This is a genomic window from Kribbella sindirgiensis (assembly GCF_004331435.1).
Classification (GTDB): Bacteria; Actinomycetota; Actinomycetes; order Propionibacteriales; family Kribbellaceae; genus Kribbella; species Kribbella sindirgiensis.
The window spans coordinates 117380-137919 of the sequence record NZ_SJKA01000015.1; the positions used below are offsets into that span (position 1 = coordinate 117380).

Here is a 20540-nt window from a genome sequence, read left to right on the forward strand (position 1 = left end):
GGTGGACGCCATCCAAGCCGCGCCACCACCTCCGCTGAGCCACTGGCAGTCGACGTGGCGCTACCTCTTCGCCATCGTCACCGGCGGCGGATTCTGGATCGCCAGCTACTACCAGACGTACGCCGGACAGATCGGTGCGCTCTGGGCCATCGATCTGCTGCTCGGAGTAGTCAGCGTCGTTCTGATGCGAAGGCGACGCCGCAACCCGTTCGTCGTCGCCCTGATCGTCAACACCTTCGGATCGTTCTCCACAGCCGCGTCGGGAGCGGTCGTCGTCACCACCGTGTCCCTGGCCACGCGCCGGCGCTGGCACGAGATCGTGCCGGTCGCGGTGGTGGGCTTCGTCGCCTCTGTCGTCTTCTTCGCAACCCACCCCGGGGCCGAGAACTCGTTGCTCTTCTCGCTCTTGTTCACGGTCGTCTTCGTGAGCGCCGTGATCGCTCCCGGCATGTATGTCGGCGCACGCCGCGACCTGCTGGCATCGCTGAGGGAACGCGCGGATCGCGCCGAACGCGAGCAGGGCCTGCGTGTCGAGCAGGCGCAAGTCACCGAGCGGGCCCGGATCGCTCGCGAGATGCACGACGCGCTGGCGCATCGCCTGTCGCTGGTGGCCTTGCACGCGGGCGCACTGGAGTACTGCCGAAGCCTGAGCGACGCCGAAGTGGCCCAGGCGGCAGCCATCACCCGCAAGAGCGCCCACCTCGCGCTGCAGGATCTGCACGCGATCCTCGGAGTACTGCGAACCATCGAAACCGACGTACCACCGGAGCGACCACAACCGACGCTCGCCGACCTCCCGGCGCTGGTCCAGGAAGCCATCGGATCCGGCACGAGAGTGCGGTTGCACAACCAGGTGGACGACCTCGCGGAGCCGCCCGACGCGATCGGGCGCGGCGCCTACCGGATGATCCAGGAGAGCCTGACGAACGCTCGCAAACACGCACCGGACACCGCCGTCGACGTGACCGTCAGCGGCCGGCCGGGAGGGCAACTGGTCCTCGAGGTACGCAACCCGCTGCGGCTCGGCTCCTCGGTGAGCGCGACCCCCGGATCGGGGCTCGGACTGCTCGGACTCACCGAACGCGCCGAGCTGATCGGCGGCCGCCTCGAGCACCTGAGAACGGACGGGGAGTTCGTGGTCCGCGCCTGGTTGCCGTGGCCGGCATGAGCGCCGCCGTCCGGGTGGTAATCATCGACGACGACGCGCTCGTGCGCGCGGCACTCGCCATGATCCTGCGCGACGACGCAACGATCGAACTGGCCGGCGAAGCGAACGACGGCCAGACCGGACTCGACCTGATCGCGCAGGTTGCGCCCGACGTCGTACTGATGGACATCCGGATGCCGCGACTCGACGGCCTCGAAGCTCTCGCCCAGCTCAGGGGTCGGCCCGCACCGCCCAAGGTGATCGTGCTGACCACCTTCGACGCCGACGACTACGTACTACGGGCTCTTCGCGGCGGGGCCAGCGGCTTCCTCCTCAAACACACCCCGCCGGCAGAGATCGTCGAGGCGATCCACAAAGTGGCTGCCGGCAACCACATGCTCTCCCCCACCGTGACCGCCCAGCTGATCGCGCGCCTGGGTGCTGATGAGCCAGAACCCCAGCGTGTCCTCGACGCGCGAGCGCTGGCCGGGACCCTCACCTCCCGCGAACGCGAAGTCGCCATCGCGGTCGGTCAGGGCAAGGTCAACGCGCAGATCGCCGACGAACTCTACCTGAGCATGGCCACCGTCAAGGCCCACGTCTCGCGGATCATGGTCAAACTCCAAGCCACCAACCGGGTCCAGATCGCCAACCGCATCCACGACGCGGGCCTCACCTGATTCAGTGTTCCGGGAAGCAGGCGGCGACCGCCAGGGCGTCCACGAAGTCGTTCATTTCGTGGCCGGAGTGGCCTTTCACCCACTGGAAGGCGACGTCGCCGCGCTTGGTGACCAACTCGACCAGGGGCTCCCAGAGGTCGCGGTTGGCGACCGGTTTCCTGGCCGAGGTGAGCCAGCCGCGTTCGAGCCAACCTGTGTGCCACCCGTCGCGGAAGCAGTTGACGACGTACGTCGAATCCGACACGACCAGGAGCGGACCATCGTTCGCCCGAACGGCCTCGAGGGCGGCCCGGATCTCCATCCGCTGGTTCGTGGAATCAGCCTCGTGCCCCGAGGCGTACACGGACTTCGACGACGCCCAGGCCCAGCCTCCAGGTCCAGGATTCCGCGAGCACGCGCCATCCGTGAACACGGTGCGCGCCCCAACGGGCACAGCCATATCAGCCGGACGAGGACGACGAGCACGGATCGCAGACATCAGGACGAAACCCTACCCTGTCGGCGGCCCGAGGCCGTGAGATACGCGAACACTTGGCCGACCGAGCGTGCGGGGACGAAGGTCTCGATGCGGAGCATCGTGGCCTTCGCACCGTGCGGCGAGGTGCCGTGCCGAGTGCCCCGCAGTAGGCGATGGATTACCAGACGGGGGCTTGAGTCCGGGCTCGCGTTGACTCGCACTGACACCCGCTGGAACCGGCTTCCCCGCACCAGCCCTGCTTGACGCCCCGCTCCTCTCCAAACCAGTTTGGGGAGTCCTGCCCTCCCGATTCGGGCAGCACGGCTCCCCAGTTCACGCACAGAGTCTCCCCAAACCGGTTTGGGGAGACTCTCCACCAGGACCGGGGAAGGCTAGAGGTGATCTACGCAAGTACATGCGACCTCCAGAGTGGGCAGCGGTTGCGTCGCAGCTCGCCGTCGGCAGTTATCCACAGATTGCGAAGACGGGCCGTTCCAGTGCTCGAAAGCTCATACCTTTTTTGGGCAAAGGAGGTGCTCGATGAGTGCTGGCAAGAGCAGGGACGGCCGCCGGAGCGGCCGTGGTGGTAGCAGGCGACACAACGACGACGCGGATCGGCCGCACCCGGTGCTGACCCCGCTGACCGTGCGGCAGGCGGACCGATTGGTCCGTCTGGCCGAGGCTGTGGTCGCGGAACGCGGGTTTCCCCTGCGGTACGACGGCGCCGGCGCGCTGGTAGCGACCGGAGACTGCCAGGTGAAGGACACTCCATCTGCCGGGCTCGCGAATCTCGCGCGCACCGTCAGCGGGTTGCCACGACAGCAATGGAGATCGGCGGTGGTCGCCCATTTCGGCCAGATGCCTCCTCCGGGCGAACGGCCGATGGTCCCGGAAGACCTGGAGAACGAGCTCTATCTTCGGCTTGTCTGCGCAGCCACGATCGAGCGCGGCTGGACCGACCGGGTGCCGGAGTTCGTGCCGGGTGTGGTGACCGCGCCGGCGACCTACACCGGGCGCGCGGTCGCCATGCACTTCGACATCGACTCCCTTGGCGTGTCGTGGGAGGAAATCACCCGGATGGGCCTGGCGAACCTGCGCCGCCTCAAGGACAACGTCGAGTTGGTGCGAGATCCGGTTGGCGACGGTGGCGAGGTTGCCATGCTGACCGGCGGCATGTTCACAGCCTCCCGGGCGCTGGTTCTCGACACCGTGCTGCGCGAGTCCCTGCATGTCGAGAACCCTCCGTTCGGGTGCCTCGTGGCCATGCCGTCCCGAGACATGCTGCTCATTCATGTGCTACGAGATCAGACGGTGATCAACGCCTTCGGAATGCTCCTCAACCTCGCCAACTGCTTCTTCGCCGACTCGCCGGGGCCTGTGAGTCCGCACGTCTACTACGTGACCGGCGACGAGTGGCAACAGGTGACCGACTACAGCACCGGCACCGCGCAACTCCAGGCCGGCGGCCGCTTCTCAGAAACCCTGCGCCGCCTCGACGGTGCCATCTTCGGCGAGCCTGACGTACGAGGAGACGGCATCCCGGTGCCTCCGGCGTCGCGCGGCGGGAGCCGATGAGCCTCACTTACGGGACTGCGCGGAGTGCGGCGGTGGCGGTGACCACGTCGCACCAGGCTTCGCCGACGCTTTTGAAGAGGCGGGGTGTGCCGGGAGTGAGGTCGAGTTGCCCGGTGACGAGTTCGTGGAGATCGGCCGTGATCGCGTCGGTTTCGGGTACGCCGTCCGCGACGGCGAGGATGATGTCCCCTGCCTGGCCCAGCGCGGAGGCCCGTGACTCGACCACGACGGTGGCGCGGCGGACGAGGTTCGTGTCGACCTCGCGGACCGCTGGTTCGTGCGACCCGACAGCGACCACGGTCGCTTCCGGCCGGAGCAGATCGGAGTCGAACACCGGCTCCGTCGCCGTCGTACAGCAGGCGACCAGGTCGACGTTCGCGACGTCCTCCGGAGTTCCGGCCCGAGCTGGGAGGCCTTCCGCTTGAAGCGAGCCGACGAGCGCGGCGGCCGCCTCCACCCGGCGGCCCACGACGATGACCTGATTCAGCGGGCGGACCGCGTTGATCGCCAGCGCATGACTCAGCGCCTGCGGCCCCGTCCCGAACACGAGCAACGAGTTCGAGTCCGTGGTCGACAACCGGCGTACGGCGAGCGCCGACACACTCGCCGTACGTCGCAACGTCAGCGACTCGGCGTCGATCACTGCGACCGGCCACAGCGTCGGTCCGTCGAAGGCGATGTGGAGGCCCTGGATCCGGGGCAGGCCGCGGGCGGCGTTGCCGGGACTGACCGACACGACCTTCACGCCGACCTGCGGCCCGACCTCGCCAGGCATCAAGATGAGTTGCCCGCCCGACATGTCCACGAACGTCCGCGGCGGCGTGTTTCCCGGCGCGGCGCCGGACACCAGCGCGTCGTCGAGCGCGTCGATCGCCTGCGTCCAGCTGAGCGTGCGCTCGAGGGCTGCCCGGTCGATGAACCTGATGCTGTCCGCCATGGATCTCCTAAACGACGCGGCCGCTCTGGATGACGGTCCGTTCGGCCGCTGGATCCCACAGGCAGTCGGGCTGTTCCAACGGGTTGCCCGAGACTACGAGAAGGTCCGCGATCGCGCCGGGCCGGACCACGCCGAGGTCCTCCAGCCCGAGGAGGCGAGCGTTCACCGAGGTCGCGCAGCGCAGCGTGCCGAGGATCCCGAGCACCTCGCTCTGCAGCCGCAACCCGTTGAGCTGCTCTTCTTCCAGCCCGCCCATCAGATCGGTGCCGAACCCCACCGGGACCTTCGCGGCCACGGCGAGCTCGATCGCCCGCCGGCCGGCGTCGAGTACCTCCCGGTTCTTGGCCAGCTGCACGGCGGCCATCCCGATCGCCTCGCCGCGCCGGTCCATCGCGTCGTACGCCGCCAACGTCGGAATCAGGAACGCCCCGTACTCGGCCATCGCTGCGGCCGAGGAGGTGTCGAGCAGGTTGCCGTGCTCGATCGACCGGACGCCGTTCCGTACCGAGTGCACGATCGCCTCCGGCGAGTACGAATGCGCCGCGACGTAACTCCCCCGCCGGGCCGCCTCGGCCGTCACGGCGCGGATCTCGTCCTCGGAGTACTGCGGGATCCGGATCGGGTCGGTGAGCGAGACAACACCGCCCGACGTCATGATCTTGATCGCGTGCGCGCCCTGCCGGAAACGCTCACGGACGGCGCGGCGCAGCGGGTCCACGCCGTCGACGACTTCGGTCGTGTGACTGTGACAAGGACAGGTGTCCCAGTGCGCCGGCCGGGCGTCGCCGTGCCCACCGGTCTGGCTCAGCGCCGGCCCGGTGAACAGGTACCGCGGCGCCTCCAGCCTGCCTTCGGCGATCGCCTTCGCCAGCCCGGCCTCACCGCCCGCGACATCGCGGATCGTCGTGAAGCCGCGCCGCAAGGAGTTGCGCAACCGGCCGGCCGCGACGATCGCGACATAGCTCAGCGGGCTCGCCTCGATGTCGACCATGTCCAGACTGATGCCGTACGGATGACAATGCGCGTCGATCAGCCCGGGCAGCACGGTGCCGCCCTGCGCGTCGACCACGACAGCGTCGTCGCCAAGGTCCCCGGTGTCCCCGACCGCGACGATCCGCCCGTCCCGAACCGCAACCGGCCCGTCGACGAGCTCCGCACTCTCGCCGTCGAACACGGCCGCGTTGGTGACGATGAGCGTGCCTGGAACTGAGCTGCGGTCATTGACCAGCACGTGGTCCTCCTTGAGATGGCTGGAGCAGTGGAGCCATTGTCAGGGCGAGGTGGAGCGTGAGGCGATCCTCGCCGCTGCGCAGGTCGAAGCCGGTGATGGTCTCGATCCGGCGGAGCCGGTAGTACGCCGTCTGACGGTGGATGGCCAGCTCCGTCGCCAGTTCCTGGATGTTGCCGGCCCGGTCCAGGAAGACCTGCGCCGTCCGGACCAGGTCGCCGCCCGCGTCGAGCAATCGCTGCGCCCGCGGATCGAGTACGGCGTCCACCAGGGCCGACCGCGGACCGCACGAGATCAGTCGGTGGACGCCGAGCTGGGACCAATGAGCGACCGCACCGAGCCGCGGCACGGCGGCCAGGATCTTGGTGGCACGGCGCGCCTGTTCGTGGCTGGTTCGTGCATGGGCGACGCCGCGCTGCGGCTCGCCGACTCCGACGAGCAGCCGCGCGGCCGCCTGATCGCCGAGGCGTTGGGCGTGCAACTGGCGGAGCCTGTCGATCGCCTGGTCGATCAACATCATCCGCTCGTTCGCGAGGTCGACGAGCAGTGTCGTGAAGCCCTCCCCCGACGTCGCGAGCACATGCCGCGGTAGCGACCAGAGATTGAGCGGCACGACCTCACGCGACGGCTGCTCGGCGTGGACGACCACGACGTACGCCGTCCGCTGGACGAGCCCCCGGCTGTCGAGCTCTTCGACCGCTCGCGCCGAGACCGCGTCGTCCGGCGCAAGCAGGTTGGTGAGCAGGAGCGATGCGTCGCGACTCCCCCGGGCCCGTTGCGCGAGCAGCGCACCCGCGTCCCGCGCGATCGCGGCGGCCGCCTCGAGTTGCGCCGGCGTACCCAATCCGCCTCCGGGGTCGAGCAGCCAGAAGTAGCCGTAGGTCACGCCGTTCCACCGGACGGGCAGGCACAGCCGCGGCAGGATGCCGAGGCCCGGCTCGGACGGCGTACGGACCGGTCCGTCGGCGGTTGCGATGCCGAACTGCTCGAACCAGCTCCGGACATCGGCCGTCGAACGCCGCCGCAGGATCGACCCGGCCCGCACCGCGTCGATCTCGTCGGGCTGCGTGTTGAACGCGATCAGGTTGAAGTCGCGGTCCTCGAGCACAGCCGGCGTACCGAACGCGTCCGAGATCGCGCCGACCAGGTCGTCGAGGTCCATGCACCCAGCTTAGACATTTGTATGACGTTCTGCGCCGGCGGATCTGTCACCTGGATAACGCCCGCGCGGCCGACCGGTCCTTACAGTGCACTCACATCCTGACCAGGAGGAGTCCGCCGTGCTTGGTACCGCTCTGCTCGCCGCATCCCGCAGCCGTCGCGTCCGGGCCGTTGTCACCAAATCCCCGGTGACGCGCAAGGTCGTCACGCGCTTCATCGCCGGCGACGACGTGAACGCCGCCGTCGACACCACCCGACGCCTGACCTCCGGCGGCTTCGCCGTGACCCTCGACCACCTCGGCGAGGACACGCTCGACCGGACGCAGGCCGAGGCCACCCGGGACGCGTACCTCACGCTGATCAAGCAGCTGGCCGACCAGGGACTCGCGACCAAGGCCGAGGCGTCGCTCAAGCTCTCGGCGATGGGTCAGGCGCTGCCCGGCGACGGCGAGGCGCTGGCCGCCGACAACGCCGCCGCGATCTGCGCCGCGGCCGCCGACGCCGGCATGACCGTCACTCTGGACATGGAGGACCACACCACGGTCGACTCCACGCTCAGCATCCTGGCGGAGCTGCGCAAGGATCACCCGACGGTCGGCGTCGCGCTGCAGGCGATGCTGTACCGCACCGAGGCCGACTGCCGCGACCTCGCCACCGCGGGGTCGCGGGTCCGCCTGGTCAAGGGCGCGTACGCCGAACCGAAGTCGGTCGCCCACCCGGCGAAGAGCGACGTCGACCGCGCGTACGCCCGCTGCCTCGGCATCCTGATGGGCGGCCTCGGCTACCCGATGATCGCCAGCCACGACCCCCGGATGATCTCGATCGCCCAGGCGCTGGCGACGCAGCACGGCAAGGGACAGGACGACTTCGAGTTCCAGATGCTCTACGGCATCCGGCCCAGCGCGCAGGAGCAGCTCCGCTCGCAGGGCTCCCGGGTGCGTATCTACGTCCCGTACGGCGACGACTGGTACGGGTACTTCATGCGCCGCCTGGCGGAACGTCCCGCCAACGTCGGCTTCCTGCTCCGCTCGCTCGTCACGAAGTAGCGCGTTTGTCGTATCTCGTGGTGCGCTGATCGTCATACATCTGAGGGCGGACAGCCGAGTCCGCCGAGGAGGTGACGGCACGGTGCCCGAAAACGACACTGCAGACGACGCCAAACGAGCAGCACACCGCGCGCTCGTGGAGCGGATCTTGACGGGCGACGGCAGAGCATCTGCCGAGCAGCGGAAGCGTGCGTTCGACGACGAGGGCCTGGTCCCGCCGGTGAGCACGCTGCTCGGCAGGATCACCCGTACGCCGGTACGCATCGACGAGGCCGACCTGGCCGTTGCGGGCTGCTCCGAGGACGAGGTGTTCGAGCTGGTGATCTGCGCTGCGGTCGGTCATTCGACCCGCCTGTACGAAGCCGGTCTCGCGGCCCTCGCCGAAGCGATCACCGAGGAGGCGCCGGGCCATGCGTCCTGACATCCTCAACCACGGCTACCGGCCCGGGACGAAGCTGATGTTCGCGATGATCCGGCTGTTCTCCGGGCAGCCGCTCCCGGACGCCGCCAAACTGACCTTCTACCGGTCCGACTTCTACGGCAACCCGGCCAAGGAGTTCACCCACGAGGCGCTGCGCGGGCCGTCCGACTGGTCCGTCGGCGACCGCGAACTGATGGCGGCGTACGTCGCCAAGCTGAACCAGTCCGCGTTCTGCATCGGCGCCCACACCGCGACCGCGAGCCTCGCCTATCAGGACGGTCCGCGAGTGACTGCGATCCTGGACGACCCCGAGTCGGCGTCGATCGACGAGCCGCTCCGGGCCACGCTGCGCCTGCTCGCCAAGCTGATCCGCGACGGCCGCGTCGACGCCGACGACGTACGCGAAGTCCTGGCCGCCGGCGTCTCGCCGCAGCAGGTCAAGGACGCACTCGCGGTGTGCGCCGCGTTCAACACCACCAGCCGCCTCGCCGACGCCTTCGGCTTCGAACTCCTCAGCCCGAAAGGCTACGAAGCAGGAGCGAAGTACCTCCTCAAACGCGGCTACCGCTAGCCTCACGCGCGTGATCAGGACTTCGGTGCCTGAGGCAACTCGACGTGCCGGACCTTGTAGTCGCCCTTCGTCACCGGCGCGAACGGGGACGGCGCCATGCAGGTTCCGACGGGCGATTCCTCCCACTCGCCCTTCGGGTTCTGGTTCAGGTTGACGACCGTCCAGGACAGACCGACGCGGTCATGCCGGCCGTTGTCCTGGACACTGAAACCGAGCCGCTTACCGACCCAGTCCTGGACCGGATCGTCCGCCCTCGTGATCTTCGCGGTGAGGGTGGCCGTGCCGGGCGCGGTGACAAGGCAGTCGACCGTTCCCTCGGCGCGGATGGTCTGCTTCAGGGCGGAGACATAGTGGGAGATCTCGACCGTGCCGCGCGCATCGGTCGGCAGTCCCTGAGGCGCGCCGGGGATCGGACGGGTGTACGGCGTGGCCGTGGCGTCGAACGCGAAGTGCCGGACATCGTCGTCCGGATGGAACGGCAACATGAAGTCGGCCGCACCGGACACCCGAGCCACCTTCGACCCGGCCGGTCCGGCCTGAGCGGTGGTGATACCGGCAACAGCAGTCCCGCCGACAACGGTCAGAACAGCGAGCTTTCCAACGAGGTTCATAGGACGATCCTCTAGAACCGCCCGTTCCAAACCCTCCCCCGCAAGGGGGAATCGCCTCCCCCGGAAGTCGCCTATTCCTCGGGGGTTGTCAGTGCGGTGGTGATGCGTTGGCGGGTTGTGTAGTAGTGGTTCGGGTCGAGTACGGGGCGGTTGAAGCGGAGGGTTCGGTCGGGGTCGACCAGGTCGAGGGCTGCTGTGTTGCCGTGGGTGGTGCGGACTGCCTGGAGGGCGCGGTGGTCCCACATTGCCTGGGCGAAGACGCGGTGGCGGAGGGACGGCCACGGCGTACCGTCCGGGCCGGGGTAGACGATGAAGGGGTCGCCGGACGGGAACGCTCCACCGGCTGAGGTGTCCGCGAACGGGTCCACCCGCCGGATCGAGTACTGCGTGTACCAGAAGTTGAAGCCCCAGTGCAGGAACCCGTCCACACCGGCCGCGAACAACTGGTGCCCGATCGCACGGTTCCGCGCCGAAGGCATCCCGATGAACCGGTTGGCGACGTCGCGGTCCTGGCTGACGCAGTAGTAGACCCACAGACGCTCCGGCCGCTCGGCCAGGAACGGCTCCACATGATCAGTCGCGACGACCGGAACCTCAACAGCGCCCGAGGTGTAGAACGAGTGCTCGCTCAGGGCGTCGACGACCGTCCAGCCCTTCAGAAGATCGGCAACGACGGCCTTCGCGGCGAGGTAGCTCGCGAGCCCGTCCTCCCCGGACGGCTCGTCGGAGATGTGGAAGACGACGTGGTCGCGGTCCCATTCCTCGTCGAGCACGGCCTGCAGCGAAGGCAGCAGCGCTTCCAGCAACTCCCGGTACCGTCCGTCGGTCGCGGGCACGTCCCACCCGAAGGCCCGCTCCCCGCCGACCACGATCCCAGGCGTCGCCTTCGCACCCCACTGCGTGAACAGGTGCGCGACCTCGACCCCGGTGATCCCGGTACGCCGGCAGACGTCCAGCCAGCGACGCAGCCGATCGAACCCGAACGCGTACCCGTCGTCGGTCCGCGTGATGTCGATCAGCTGTACGACGGTGCGATACGTGTCGACCGCGGTGTCGAGCGGCGGTGTCCACACCGGCGCGAGCAGTGACGTCGCACCCATCTCGGCCGCGGACGCCATGAAGCGCTCCACGATCGTCCAGTGCTCCTCGCTGAACACCTCGACGCCGTAGTGGTCCGCGAGCGAGTCGAGGTGCATCCAATGACTCGACACGATGTCGAGCGGCGGCAGCGCGATCCCCGTGATCTCGACGGTGACCGGCGCGCGATGCAGCTCGGACCCGTCGGGCGCGCTCACCACGATCGTGAGTTCGTGTACGCCGGCGCGCGCCGGATCGGCCGTGGTGACGTCGAACCACAGCGCGCTCCAACTGCCGAACCGCACCGGAGCTTCACCGTTCGGCACCGGGCGCAGCACATCCGGGTACAGGCCGGGCTCGTCGAACTCGTACCCGTCGTCGTGACCCGGGAGCGCGACGAACGTGCAAGGTACGAGGTCCACGCTCGCGACGGCGACCAGGTCGGCCGCCGGACCCTCGACCCGCACCTGCAGCGGGCGCGCGTCGCGGAACTTCGACTCGAGTGGAGGGCGGTACGCGAGCTGGAACGACGCGGGCTCACCGAGGAAGGCCTGGAACCGGGTCTCGGCCGACACCGGGCGCGGGTCCCGCACCGGGTGCACCTTCGCCAGCGCGTCGCAGAGCACGAACTCCCACTTGGCGGTCACCGCGGACCACTCCTTCCAACCCAGCAAGTGTGCGTAATTGTGGAATCAATGATGCAGATTCGAGCATCAACGCACAACCGTCGTCTCGCGGTGGGCCTAGTCCGGAACCGGGGTCAGCGGGCGTGCCGAGTAGTCGTGCAGGACGAGGGCCGTGGTCACCGGGCCGAAGCGGGCGAGGCTGTCGATGATGGTCTCGAGGCGTCGCGCGTCGGAGCAGTGCACGTCGCAGAGCAGGCAGTCCTCGCCGGTGACCCGGCGGATCGCGGTGATGTCGGGGGTCCGCGCGGCCAGCGCCAGAGCCTGTTCGAGTTGCGCGTGCGAGGTGCGCAGCCTGATGTGGGCGGTGATGCCGAGCCCGAGCTTGGCCGGGTCGACGATTGCCCGGTACCCCGTGATGACGCCGGTCTTCTCGAGCCGCTGGACCCGTGCGCTCGCGGCCGGCTGGGACAGCCCGACTCGGCGGCCGAGCTCGGCGCCGGTCAGCCGGACCTCGGCCTGCAGCAGGGCGAGGATCCGCCGGTCGATCTCGTCGAGTGATTCCATGGTTGTCGCCGCCAATGTCTTTGTGATCACTCGCCACGGTGCCGAGCGTCTGTTGATTCGATCAGACTCGGGGGCTCAAGCCTCCCACGGTCGTGGGTTGCGCAAGTGAAAGCGAGGTCTGCAGTGACAGCGTTCGTCATCCTCCCGGGCATCGACGGTTCCGACGGCGTGCATTGGCAAAGTCGATGGGAGCAGTCCTGGGGCGACCGCGCCGTACGGATCGTTCCGGCGTCGTGGAGCGAGCCTGAGCTGGACGACTGGGTGAAGGCGGTGCAGCGTGCGTACGACGACGCTCTTGGTCGCGATGATGACGTGGTGTTGGTGGCGCACAGTCTCGGCTGCTGGGCCGCTGCCGCTTGGTTCGCCGCTGGAGGGTCGGCCACGGCTGCGTTGCTGGTGGCACCTCCGGACACTCAGGCTGCGGGCTTCCCGAGCGACCGCGCGGGCACCTTCCAGTCCGTCGCGACACAACCACTCCCCTGCGCGTCCCTGCTGATCGCCAGCACGAACGACCCGTACTGCACCACAGACCGAGCAACCACCTTCGCCAACGCCTGGAAAGCAGACTGCCACCTGATCGACAACGCCGGCCACCTCAACTCCACCAGCAACCTGGGCGACTGGCCACACGGCCGAACCCTCCTCGACGAGCTACTCGCTAACCTGCCGACGTAATGCTGTGTTGTCGCGCGGGAGGTGGTGTGGGTGGTTGGTTGGGGCGGGCTCGTGTGTGTTGGGGATCTTGTTGAGGATGTCGTGGTTTGGGCTGTGGGGACGGCTCGGGTGGGGACTGATAATCCGGCGCGGGTTTGCCGGACTCGGGGTGGGGCGGCGGCCAACGTCGCGGCGTTTGCCGGGCGGCTCGGGATGGCGGTGCGGTTCGTTGGGCGAGTTGGCGAGGACGCCGTCGGCGCGGCTCTGGTGCGGGACCTGACCGAGGACGGGGTCGACACGAAGGTCCAGCGGCACGGGCGGACCGGCACCATCGTCATCGTCGTGGACCCGTCCGGGGAACGCACCATGTACCCGGACCGGGCAGCCGCGGGCGAGTTGGCCGACGTACCGGATCTCTGGCTGTCCGGCGCCGGCGCCGTCCACCTCTCGGCGTACTCACTTGTCGGCCCCTCGCTGTCCGTCCTCCGCCGTGCCTCCGCCCTCGCCCAAGCAGACGGCGCGATCCTCACCATCGACGCATCCTCGATCGCACTCATCGACGCGATCGGCCCCGCGCCGTTCCGCGACCTGATCCGAACCCTCCAGCCGACCTATCTCTTTGCCAACGGCATCGAAGCCGACATCGGCTCCCTCCGCGAGCTCGCAAGCTCCAGTACGACGGTGATCGTCAAGAACGGCACCGAGCCCACAGAGATCCACGCCACCGCCACAACAACCGTCCCCGTACCCCCGGTCGACGAGGTGCGGGACACGACCGGCGCGGGCGACGCGTTCGCGGCAGGCTTCCTGTCCGCCGTACTCGACCACGCCGACGCCGTCGAGGCGGTGCAGGCGGGCCATACCCTTGCCAGGCGGGTCCTCAGCGAACCCGGCGCCACCCTGTCCAAGCCTTCCGATGAGTCCCTGCCCGCCGACGAGAACGGAACCGCGCGTGATTGAGCCCATCCTGTCCGACGACGTGGCCCAGGCCCTGGCCGAGCACCGCGCGGTCGTCGCCCTCGAGTCGACGATCTTCTCCAACCTCGGACTGCCCGCCCCCGCGAACGCCGACGCGCTCGAGCTCTGCAAGCAGGCAGTACGCGACAACGGCGCCGTACCGGCCGTTGCCGCGATCCTCGACGGTCAGGCCCACCTCGGTCTCTCACCGGACGAGGAGAAGCGAGTACTGCAGGGCACCCGCAAGGTCGCCGAACGCGATCTCGCGGTAGCGCTGGCTCAGGGATGGGACGTCGGCGTCACCACGGTCTCGGCCACCGTCGCGCTGGCGCACGCGGCCGGCATCTCGGTGTTCGCGACCGGCGGTATCGGCGGCGTCCACCGCGGATCAGAGCACACCGGAGACGTGTCCGCTGACCTCGATGCGATCGCCAACCACCCGGTCATCACCGTCTGCGCCGGCGCCAAGGCGTTCCTCGACCTGCCGCGAACACTCGAGTACCTCGAGACCGCCGGCGTACCCGTCCTGGGCTGGCAGCACGACTGGTTCCCGGCCTTCTACACCCGGTCGAGCGGCCTGCCGGTCCCGCACCGCGTCGACGACGAGCGAGTGGTCTGCGACGTACTCCGTTTCCGCGCGCGACCGGCGACCGGAGTACTGCTGACGGTCCCGATTCCCGTGGACGACGAGATCCCGGCGGCGCGCATCGACGCCGTACTCACGGCCGCGTTGGAGTCGAGCGCACAGGCAGGGGTTGTGGGTCCCGCCGTCACGCCGTACGTGCTCGCGAGGATCGAGAAGGCGACGGACGGGGACAGCATCCCGGCCAACCTCGCGCTCGCCGCGAGCAACGCCGCCGTCGCGGCCCGAATCGCCGTTGTGCTGGCTCAGTAGGTCAGTAGGTCTTGTAGTAGATCAAGTCGGCGCCTGCCGGATCCGACGCGTCCCCGGGAATACACCGGGTTGCGCGGCCTGTTTCCCGTTTGTGCCTTCATCTGACCTTCGCGCGACCGCACGGTTCGACCTGACTGAGTTGACGCATCGCCTGCTCGTCGGTACGGCGTCGCTGAACGCGCCAGGCCCGCTGTGGTTTCTGGTGCTCAGCGGTACGGCGACTCTCGGGACGGCCGCGGGCACTACCAGGCTTGCGGCTGGTGACGCGGCCTGGCTCGATTCACGCACCGGATTCGTGGTGACCGCAGAAGGTCGCGCAGAGCTTGCGGTCGCGGACCTCCGGGTGGCTGTCGCGACGTACCCGGTCCCGAGTCCGATGGTGGTCCGTGGGTTCACCGCACGGCATGCGGGCGTCGCCGAACTGGTGCGGGGCTGCCCGCTCGACGGCGCCTGCCGTACGTCGCTGTTCGCCGACGGCTACGGCAACCTCGTCGGCGCCGCGATGACGGACTCCTGGCTGGCGGACCAGGGGGCCGAATCCCACACCGATCCACTGGTGAGTCGCGTGCTCGAGGCGGTGATCGCGGACCCGGCGAACAAGTGGAGCGTCGAGTCGCTCGCAAGTCTGGTGCACCTGTCGCGGTCCGCGCTCAGCGCACGTTTCCAGAAGGCCCTCGGCCGCAGCCCGGTCCGGATGCTGCGAGAGGTCCGCATGGGTGCGGCCCGGGAGCTGCTGTCCGATCGCAGTCTCCCGGTTGAGGCCGTCGCGTCCCGCTGCGGTTATGGATCGATCGCAGCCTTCAGCCGGGCGTTCGCCGCCGAGCACGGACTCTCGCCGCAGTCGTGGAGGGCCAGCACCCTTCACACACCGGGGTTGCGCAGCACCGCGAACCCGATCCCGCTGACGACTGCGCACGCCGCACCGAGCACGAGGGTCGCCGCGACGCCGTGACCGTCGACGAACGCCCCGCCGACAGCTGACCCGATGGTGATCGCCGTCTGGAAGGCCGTCACCTGCAGACTCATGGCCGACTCGGTGTGTTCGCGTTCGGCACGCGCGACCCACAGCTGCGTGACGACCGGCAGCATGCTGAACGCGAGGCCCCAGACGATCACGCCGGCCACCAGCATCGGGATGCCGACGGAGTAGCCGGTCACGGCCAGGCCCGCGGACAGCAACAGCGGAGCTGCGGCGGAAACGATCCGCAACCGTGACGACAAGGCGCCGGCGGCGACGTTGCCGACGAGTCCGCCGAGGCCCCAGATCAGCAGCAGCCAGGCAGAACCATCCGGCGCGACGCGCATGATCGCCAGCCGGATGTACGGGTAGGCGACGAAGTTGGCGAGTGCCGCGAACACGATCATGACCAGGCCCGCAATCAGCAGCGGGTTGCGCAGCGCGCTCCGCATCATGGCCAGGCCGGCGGCTGGGTGCGCCGGAACCGATGGGAACACCAGGACCAGGAACAGCAGACTCAGGACGGTCAACGCGGCCGCCACCCCGAAGACGACGCGCCAACCGGCGGTGTCCGCGCCGATGGAGGCCAACGGCACGGCCACGATCGTCGCGACACTCACTCCGATCGACAAGCTTGTCGAGACCAGCCGCTCTCGGCCCGGGAGTGCTTGGACACCGGCGCCGAACGCGAATGACCAGTAGCCCGCGATCGCGACGCCGAGGATCAGGCGGCTCAGAAGCACGACCGCGAACCCGGGCGCCAGCGCCACTGCCAGATCGGACACCGCGGCGACAGCGAGCAGCCCGATCAGTACCAGCCGCCGATCGGCGCGCGGCAGCACCATCGCGATCGAGGGCGCGGTCACCGCACCTGCAATCGCGGTGGCGGCAACTGCCAGTCCAGCCGTCCCTTCGGAGACACCCAGGTCGGCCGCCATCCGCGGCAGCACGCTCGCCGGGAGGAACTCACTCGCCACCAGCAGGCAGATCCCCAGATCGAGTGCGAGCAACGACACCAGTCCGGACCGCGCCCCAGAACGGGCCGGGCGTGTAGCGGGCGTTTCAAACGTAGAAGTCACCACACCAGCCTCGCGCCCGGGACCGCTCGGCGGTTGATCGCGCGTCGCGAACGCTTGATCAGAACACCCGATGGGTACCCGGAGCACGACGTACGACGAAAGGCTGGTCGATGGCGGAGGGGTACGAGCGTGACGACGAGAGCTCCGGTGAGCGCCTCGATCGGCACTGGAACGAACTGCTGCAGGAGTTGCGGCTCGTGCAGACCGGCACACAGATCCTGTTCGCCTTCTTGCTGGGGATCGCGTTCCAGAGCCAGTTCCACGCCGCGGACGGTTTCACACACACGGTGTACGCCGGCACGCTGATCGCTGCGGCGCTCGCGGTCGGACTGCTCCTGGCGCCGGTCGCCCTGCACCGGGTCCTGTTCGGCCATCAGTTGCGTGACCGCCTGGTCACCATCACGGACCGCCTGGCGCAGGCCGGTATGGCGTTCCTGATCGTCTCGATGTGCGGTGGCGTACTGATCGCCCTCGATGTCGTCCTCCCCCGCCCCGCCGCCATCGCGACGGTCGGCGGCGTACTGATCTGGTTCGTAACGCTATGGCTGGCGCTCCCGACGTACATCAGACACAAGCGCTGATGTGGCTTGGGCTTTGAGTAGGTTGAAGCCGTGGGTCTCGGCGATCGACGCTGCTCGGGTAGCGGTTGCGGCGGCTGCTGCTGGGTTGCCGGCGAGGGTCTGGGCGGTTGAGAGGGTCAGCAGCGCGTAGGTCTCGAGGAACGGGTACGTCGCGCGGGCGATCGTCAGGCAGTCCTCGATCCAGTCGATCGCCGCAGCGGGGTCACCCAACGCCAGGTGCGCCTCGGCGACCGCCGACGCGGTCTGCGCCTGGGCCTTGCGATCGCGGACGACAAGTGCGAGCTGGTGCGCGCGCAACGCCGTACGCAACGCTGTCGTCCCTTCGCCGCGCTGGCTGTACAACCGCGCCAGCTCGTCCAGCGTCGACAGCTCGCCGCGGACGTGCGAGCGACGCCGGTACGACGTGAGGACGTCATCGAGCAGCCCGGCCGCACGGTCGACCTCGCCGAGTTGCCGCAACGCGCTCGCCAGGTTGCCGCGGTTCGCGAGCGCCGACGTCTCCCGACCGGTCTCGTTGATCTTCAGTGCGGCCGCGAACAGGTCCGCCGCGTCGGCGAGTTCACCTTGGTGGAGCCGGATCATGCCCAGTCCGTTGACCACGATGGCGCGGATGTGGCCGTGCTGGTCATCGGCGGTCAGCTCCGTCGCGCGGTGCATCCAGAGCTCGGCGTCCACGAGCATGCCGCGCTCGAGTTGCAGCCACCCGATCTGATGGGCCAGGTACGCCGCGGCCTCGTTCCACCCCGCACCGACCGCGAGGGCCGACGCGGCCAGACAGTCGGACAGCGCATCCGCGTCCCGCCCGACCGCCCCGAACGCCTGGGCCCGGTTGATCAGCATGGCAACGGTCACGCGGTCATCGTCGGCCGCGGTAGCTGCATCGAGACCGGCCTGGGCCGCGGGAAGCCACCCGTCCGCGTCCCGGCGCAGCAGGAAGTATCCGCGGAGCTGGTCCGCGATCCGCCACGCCAGCTCCCCCTCACTCTGCACCACCGCCAGCAAAGCGGGCAGTTCGTGATCCAGCCAGGCGAGCGCCTCGTCTTCCGAGCCGAAATACCGATCCGCTTCGCCGTGTACATCCAGGCGCAGGAGCTGCGGATACGCCCAGTCGATCGCGGCTGTCACAGCCTCGGCGTACCAGGTGTGGAGCCGGGTCCGCGCGGATTCGTGCTCGGGATCCTCGGCGAGCAGGCGGCGCGAGTACAGGCCGAGCAGGTCGTGGAACCGGTAGCGGTCCTTCGAGTGCTGGAGGAGCATGTTCGCCTCGAGCAACGATTCCAGTATGCGGTCGGCCTCGGCTGTCGACGTACGGAGCAGGATCGCCGTGCTGTCGGCGCTGAAGTCGTCAGCGGGATGCAGGCTGCACATGCGAAACGCTCGCTGGGCGTCTGCGCTCAGGTCCGCGTAGCTGAGCTGGAAGCTGTTGAGCACGCTGGACTCACCGAGGCTGAGTTCGGTCAGCCGGCGGTTGCCGTCGTCGAGGCGACCGGCCAGATCGGCGACCGTCCATTCCTGCCGGGTCGCAAGCCGTGCACCCGCGATCCGCAGCGCAAGCGGGAGCCGGGCGCACGCCTCGACGAGCGCACGGACACCGTTGCCGTCGGCATCGAGACCAGGTGTCCGCGCCGTGGAGGCGATCAACCGTACGGCGTCCTCGTGCGGCAACGGCTCCAAACTGACAACACCCGCGGCCAGCAGATCCGGCATCCGCCGCCGACTGGTGACGATCACGTCGCTTCGGCCCGCCCCTGGCAGCAGTGGCCGTACCTGGGCCGCATCCTGCGCGTTGTCGAGCAGAACCAGCATCCGCCGGTCGGCGAGCTCGCTGCGCAACAGAGCAGCCGCTTCGGCCTCGTCCGTGCCGATCCGCCGACCAGGTACGCCGAGGGCGCGCAGGAACCGGCCGAGTACTTGAACCGGAGCGGGCGTCGACGTGTCGCTGCCACGCAGGTCGGCGTACAGCTGGCCGTCCGGGTACTGCTCGCGGAGCTGGTGCGCGGCGGTCAGGGCCAACGCAGTCTTGCCGACGCCGGCGATGCCGCTGATCAGCACGGCCCGGGACGACACGCCGGCCGCCCCCGCGAGCGCCGTACGGATCGTGTCCAGCTCCGCCGTCCGGCCGACGAAGTCCGGTGGCGCGGACGGCGCCTGCTGGACGACCACGCGCTCCGATGGCTCGGCGGGAGAACCGGTCTGCTGCCGCAGGACCTCCAGGTGAACCGCGCGGAGCCGCTCCCCCGGGTCGATGCCCAGTTGCTCCACGAGCGCGGTCCGGATTCGGTCGTACGCCGCGAGCGCCTCGACCTGTCGCCCCGCCGCAGCCAGTGTCTGGATCAGCTCGACGTGCAACGGCTCGTCGAACTCGTGCCGTACAGCCAGCCCCCGCAGCGGCTCGAGTGCTTGCTCCGGCCGACCGAGGTCTCGTGCGAGCGCGGCGAAGGCCCGGACGGCGGCGGCGTACTCGTTGACGACGGCCGTATAGAGAGGGCTGTGGGCGATCGCGTCCACGTCGGTGTCACCGCGCCACAGCCCGACAGCGCTCGACAGCTTGGCGAGCGCGACCTCCGGCTCGGCGCGTGCCGCCTCAGCTGTGAGCTCGCGGAACCGCACGAGGTCGAGGTCATCGAGCGCCAGTCGATAGCCGGTGCGGCCGCCGACGATGACGGAGTCCGCAGGGCGGTCTGTTTCGAGCAGTCGTCGCAGCCTGGCGACGCGGGTCTGGAGCAGGTTCACCGCGTTGTCCGGTACGCCGCGTGGCCAGAGGAGATCGATCAGTTCGTCCTGCGTGACCGTCGTACCGGCGGTGAGGGCGAGGCGCGCCAGCAGAGTTCGCTGCGGCGCCGAGTTGACCGGGACCGCGAGGTCGCCGGTGCGGACTTCGAGCGGGCCGAGTACGCCGACGTACACCGGCCCGGCTGCGCTGGGGAGGGCGACCGCGCGGTGCGTCCTCGCCGCGGCCTGAAGGCTCTCGATGTCCGGGCCGGTCAGCTCCAGCGCCTCCGCGAGCGCCTCGATCGAGCTGTCCTTTGGACTCCGCGTCCTGCCCTGCTCCAGATCGCGAACCGCTGCGACGCTGACACCGGCCCGCCCGGCGAGATCGCGCTGGGTGACCCCCGCCTCCTGCCGCAATCGGCGCAACAACACACCGAACCCGACCGTCGGCTCCTCCTGTCGCCGGGTCACGAACCCGATCCTACGGAAGCGGCCAGGTCACGGGGGTGTGCCCGCGTGGTGGGGGCGGTGAACAGGCAATAACAGGTGCAATCCCCCAGCATCCTGTGCAACGCCCCGCGGGGTGGCGGGCTAGCTTTGGGG

General features: G+C 69.1%; 20 protein-coding genes. 11 read left to right on the plus strand and 9 right to left on the minus strand.

What is annotated here, in order from left to right:
* The first annotated feature begins 1 nt into the window (after position 1).
* On the plus strand, positions 2–1168 hold the full coding sequence (locus tag E0H50_RS32840; protein ID WP_131294877.1) for a sensor histidine kinase: 1167 nt from the start codon (positions 2–4) through the stop codon (positions 1166–1168).
* Positions 1165–1827 carry a response regulator gene (locus E0H50_RS32845; RefSeq protein ID WP_131294878.1) on the plus strand — a complete coding sequence of 221 codons (663 nt, stop codon included), beginning with the start codon at positions 1165–1167 and terminating at the stop codon, positions 1825–1827. Before E0H50_RS32840 ends, E0H50_RS32845 begins: the two co-directional genes overlap by 4 nt.
* Position 1828: 1 nt before the next feature.
* Here the strand turns inward: E0H50_RS32845 and E0H50_RS32850 are convergent, their stop codons facing one another.
* Positions 1829–2239 carry a ribonuclease H family protein gene (locus tag E0H50_RS32850; protein WP_238151524.1) on the minus strand — a complete coding sequence of 137 codons (411 nt, stop codon included), beginning with the start codon at positions 2237–2239 and terminating at the stop codon, positions 1829–1831.
* A 585-nt stretch (positions 2240–2824) separates the two neighbouring features.
* On the opposite strand from E0H50_RS32850, the gene E0H50_RS32855 reads away from it, so the two are divergent.
* Positions 2825–3859, plus strand: coding sequence for a DUF1444 domain-containing protein (locus E0H50_RS32855; protein WP_131294880.1), 1035 nt, complete (start codon positions 2825–2827; stop codon positions 3857–3859).
* A gap of 7 nt (positions 3860–3866) precedes the next feature.
* Here the strand turns inward: E0H50_RS32855 and E0H50_RS32860 are convergent, their stop codons facing one another.
* The 3 genes from E0H50_RS32860 to E0H50_RS32870 are packed head-to-tail and all read right to left on the minus strand — an operon-like array spanning position 3867 to position 7186.
* Positions 3867–4796, minus strand: coding sequence for an ornithine cyclodeaminase family protein (locus tag E0H50_RS32860; protein ID WP_131294881.1), 930 nt, complete (start codon positions 4794–4796; stop codon positions 3867–3869).
* A 7-nt stretch (positions 4797–4803) separates the two neighbouring features.
* On the minus strand, positions 4804–6027 hold the full coding sequence (locus E0H50_RS32865; RefSeq protein WP_238151526.1) for a metal-dependent hydrolase family protein: 1224 nt from the start codon (positions 6025–6027) through the stop codon (positions 4804–4806).
* Positions 6014–7186 carry a PucR family transcriptional regulator gene (locus E0H50_RS32870; protein ID WP_131294882.1) on the minus strand — a complete coding sequence of 391 codons (1173 nt, stop codon included), beginning with the start codon at positions 7184–7186 and terminating at the stop codon, positions 6014–6016. Before E0H50_RS32870 ends, E0H50_RS32865 begins: the two co-directional genes overlap by 14 nt.
* Before the next feature lie 118 nt (positions 7187–7304).
* Here E0H50_RS32870 and E0H50_RS32875 point away from each other — a divergent pair, with 118 nt between their 5' ends.
* The 3 genes from E0H50_RS32875 to E0H50_RS32885 all read left to right on the plus strand — a co-directional run bounded on the left by E0H50_RS32875 (position 7305) and on the right by E0H50_RS32885 (position 9223).
* Positions 7305–8231: a proline dehydrogenase family protein gene (locus E0H50_RS32875; RefSeq protein WP_131294883.1), complete on the plus strand. Its 927-nt coding sequence runs from the start codon at positions 7305–7307 to the stop codon at positions 8229–8231.
* An 82-nt stretch (positions 8232–8313) separates the two neighbouring features.
* The gene (locus E0H50_RS32880; protein ID WP_202868433.1) at positions 8314–8652 is read left to right on the plus strand and encodes a hypothetical protein; all 339 of its coding nucleotides are present in this window, start codon (positions 8314–8316) and stop codon (positions 8650–8652) included.
* A complete protein-coding gene (locus E0H50_RS32885) occupies positions 8642–9223 on the plus strand; it encodes a carboxymuconolactone decarboxylase family protein (protein ID WP_131294884.1) in 582 nt (193 codons plus the stop codon). The genes E0H50_RS32880 and E0H50_RS32885 overlap by 11 nt, the downstream gene beginning before the upstream one ends.
* A 14-nt stretch (positions 9224–9237) precedes the next feature.
* On the opposite strand, the gene E0H50_RS32890 is transcribed toward E0H50_RS32885, so the two are convergent.
* From E0H50_RS32890 to E0H50_RS32900, 3 genes are all read right to left on the minus strand, one after another.
* Positions 9238–9834 carry a hypothetical protein gene (locus E0H50_RS32890; protein WP_131294885.1) on the minus strand — a complete coding sequence of 199 codons (597 nt, stop codon included), beginning with the start codon at positions 9832–9834 and terminating at the stop codon, positions 9238–9240.
* 71 nt (positions 9835–9905) lie between these two features.
* Complete coding sequence (locus E0H50_RS32895) at positions 9906–11558, minus strand: DUF4091 domain-containing protein (protein ID WP_131294886.1); 1653 nt, start codon at positions 11556–11558, stop codon at positions 9906–9908.
* A gap of 96 nt (positions 11559–11654) precedes the next feature.
* Entirely contained in the window at positions 11655–12101 is a 447-nt protein-coding gene (locus tag E0H50_RS32900; RefSeq protein ID WP_131294887.1) for an Lrp/AsnC family transcriptional regulator, read from the minus strand.
* Between the two features lie 123 nt (positions 12102–12224).
* Between E0H50_RS32900 and E0H50_RS32905 the strand changes: the two genes are divergently transcribed.
* From E0H50_RS32905 to E0H50_RS32920, 4 genes are all read left to right on the plus strand, one after another.
* Positions 12225–12776 (plus strand): RBBP9/YdeN family alpha/beta hydrolase, encoded by a 552-nt coding sequence (locus tag E0H50_RS32905; protein WP_131294888.1) that lies wholly within the window; start codon positions 12225–12227, stop codon positions 12774–12776.
* Between the two features lie 51 nt (positions 12777–12827).
* Positions 12828–13715, plus strand: a complete 888-nt coding sequence (locus E0H50_RS32910) for a carbohydrate kinase family protein (protein WP_272948539.1) — start codon at positions 12828–12830, stop codon at positions 13713–13715.
* Positions 13708–14607, plus strand: coding sequence for a pseudouridine-5'-phosphate glycosidase (locus E0H50_RS32915; RefSeq protein ID WP_238151530.1), 900 nt, complete (start codon positions 13708–13710; stop codon positions 14605–14607). The genes E0H50_RS32910 and E0H50_RS32915 overlap by 8 nt, the downstream gene beginning before the upstream one ends.
* 91 nt (positions 14608–14698) lie before the next feature.
* Entirely contained in the window at positions 14699–15559 is an 861-nt protein-coding gene (locus E0H50_RS32920; protein ID WP_131294891.1) for a helix-turn-helix domain-containing protein, read from the plus strand.
* Here the strand turns inward: E0H50_RS32920 and E0H50_RS32925 are convergent.
* Positions 15469–16581, minus strand: a complete 1113-nt coding sequence (locus E0H50_RS32925) for an MFS transporter (RefSeq protein WP_202868434.1) — start codon at positions 16579–16581, stop codon at positions 15469–15471. The genes E0H50_RS32920 and E0H50_RS32925 overlap by 91 nt on opposite strands.
* Before the next feature lie 173 nt (positions 16582–16754).
* Between E0H50_RS32925 and E0H50_RS32930 the strand changes: the two genes are divergently transcribed.
* Positions 16755–17225 carry a DUF6328 family protein gene (locus E0H50_RS32930; protein ID WP_131294892.1) on the plus strand — a complete coding sequence of 157 codons (471 nt, stop codon included), beginning with the start codon at positions 16755–16757 and terminating at the stop codon, positions 17223–17225.
* Here the strand turns inward: E0H50_RS32930 and E0H50_RS32935 are convergent.
* Positions 17184–20408: a BTAD domain-containing putative transcriptional regulator gene (locus E0H50_RS32935; RefSeq protein WP_131294893.1), complete on the minus strand. Its 3225-nt coding sequence runs from the start codon at positions 20406–20408 to the stop codon at positions 17184–17186. The genes E0H50_RS32930 and E0H50_RS32935 overlap by 42 nt on opposite strands.
* Positions 20409–20540 lie beyond the last annotated feature (132 nt).

Bases quoted from the DNA above. Each gene is read 5' to 3' on its own strand.
- E0H50_RS32930 (WP_131294892.1), top strand. From the start codon at position 16,755: ATGGCGGAGGGGTACGAGCGTGACGACGAGAGCTCCGGTGAGCGCCTC.
- E0H50_RS32900 (WP_131294887.1), bottom strand. From the start codon at position 12,101: ATGGAATCACTCGACGAGATCGACCGGCGGATCCTCGCCCTGCTGCAG.
- E0H50_RS32885 (WP_131294884.1), top strand. From the start codon at position 8,642: ATGCGTCCTGACATCCTCAACCACGGCTACCGGCCCGGGACGAAGCTG.
- E0H50_RS32890 (WP_131294885.1), bottom strand. From the start codon at position 9,834: ATGAACCTCGTTGGAAAGCTCGCTGTTCTGACCGTTGTCGGCGGGACT.
- E0H50_RS32870 (WP_131294882.1), bottom strand. From the start codon at position 7,186: ATGGACCTCGACGACCTGGTCGGCGCGATCTCGGACGCGTTCGGTACG.
- E0H50_RS32855 (WP_131294880.1), top strand. From the start codon at position 2,825: ATGAGTGCTGGCAAGAGCAGGGACGGCCGCCGGAGCGGCCGTGGTGGT.
- E0H50_RS32860 (WP_131294881.1), bottom strand. From the start codon at position 4,796: ATGGCGGACAGCATCAGGTTCATCGACCGGGCAGCCCTCGAGCGCACG.
- E0H50_RS32845 (WP_131294878.1), top strand. From the start codon at position 1,165: ATGAGCGCCGCCGTCCGGGTGGTAATCATCGACGACGACGCGCTCGTG.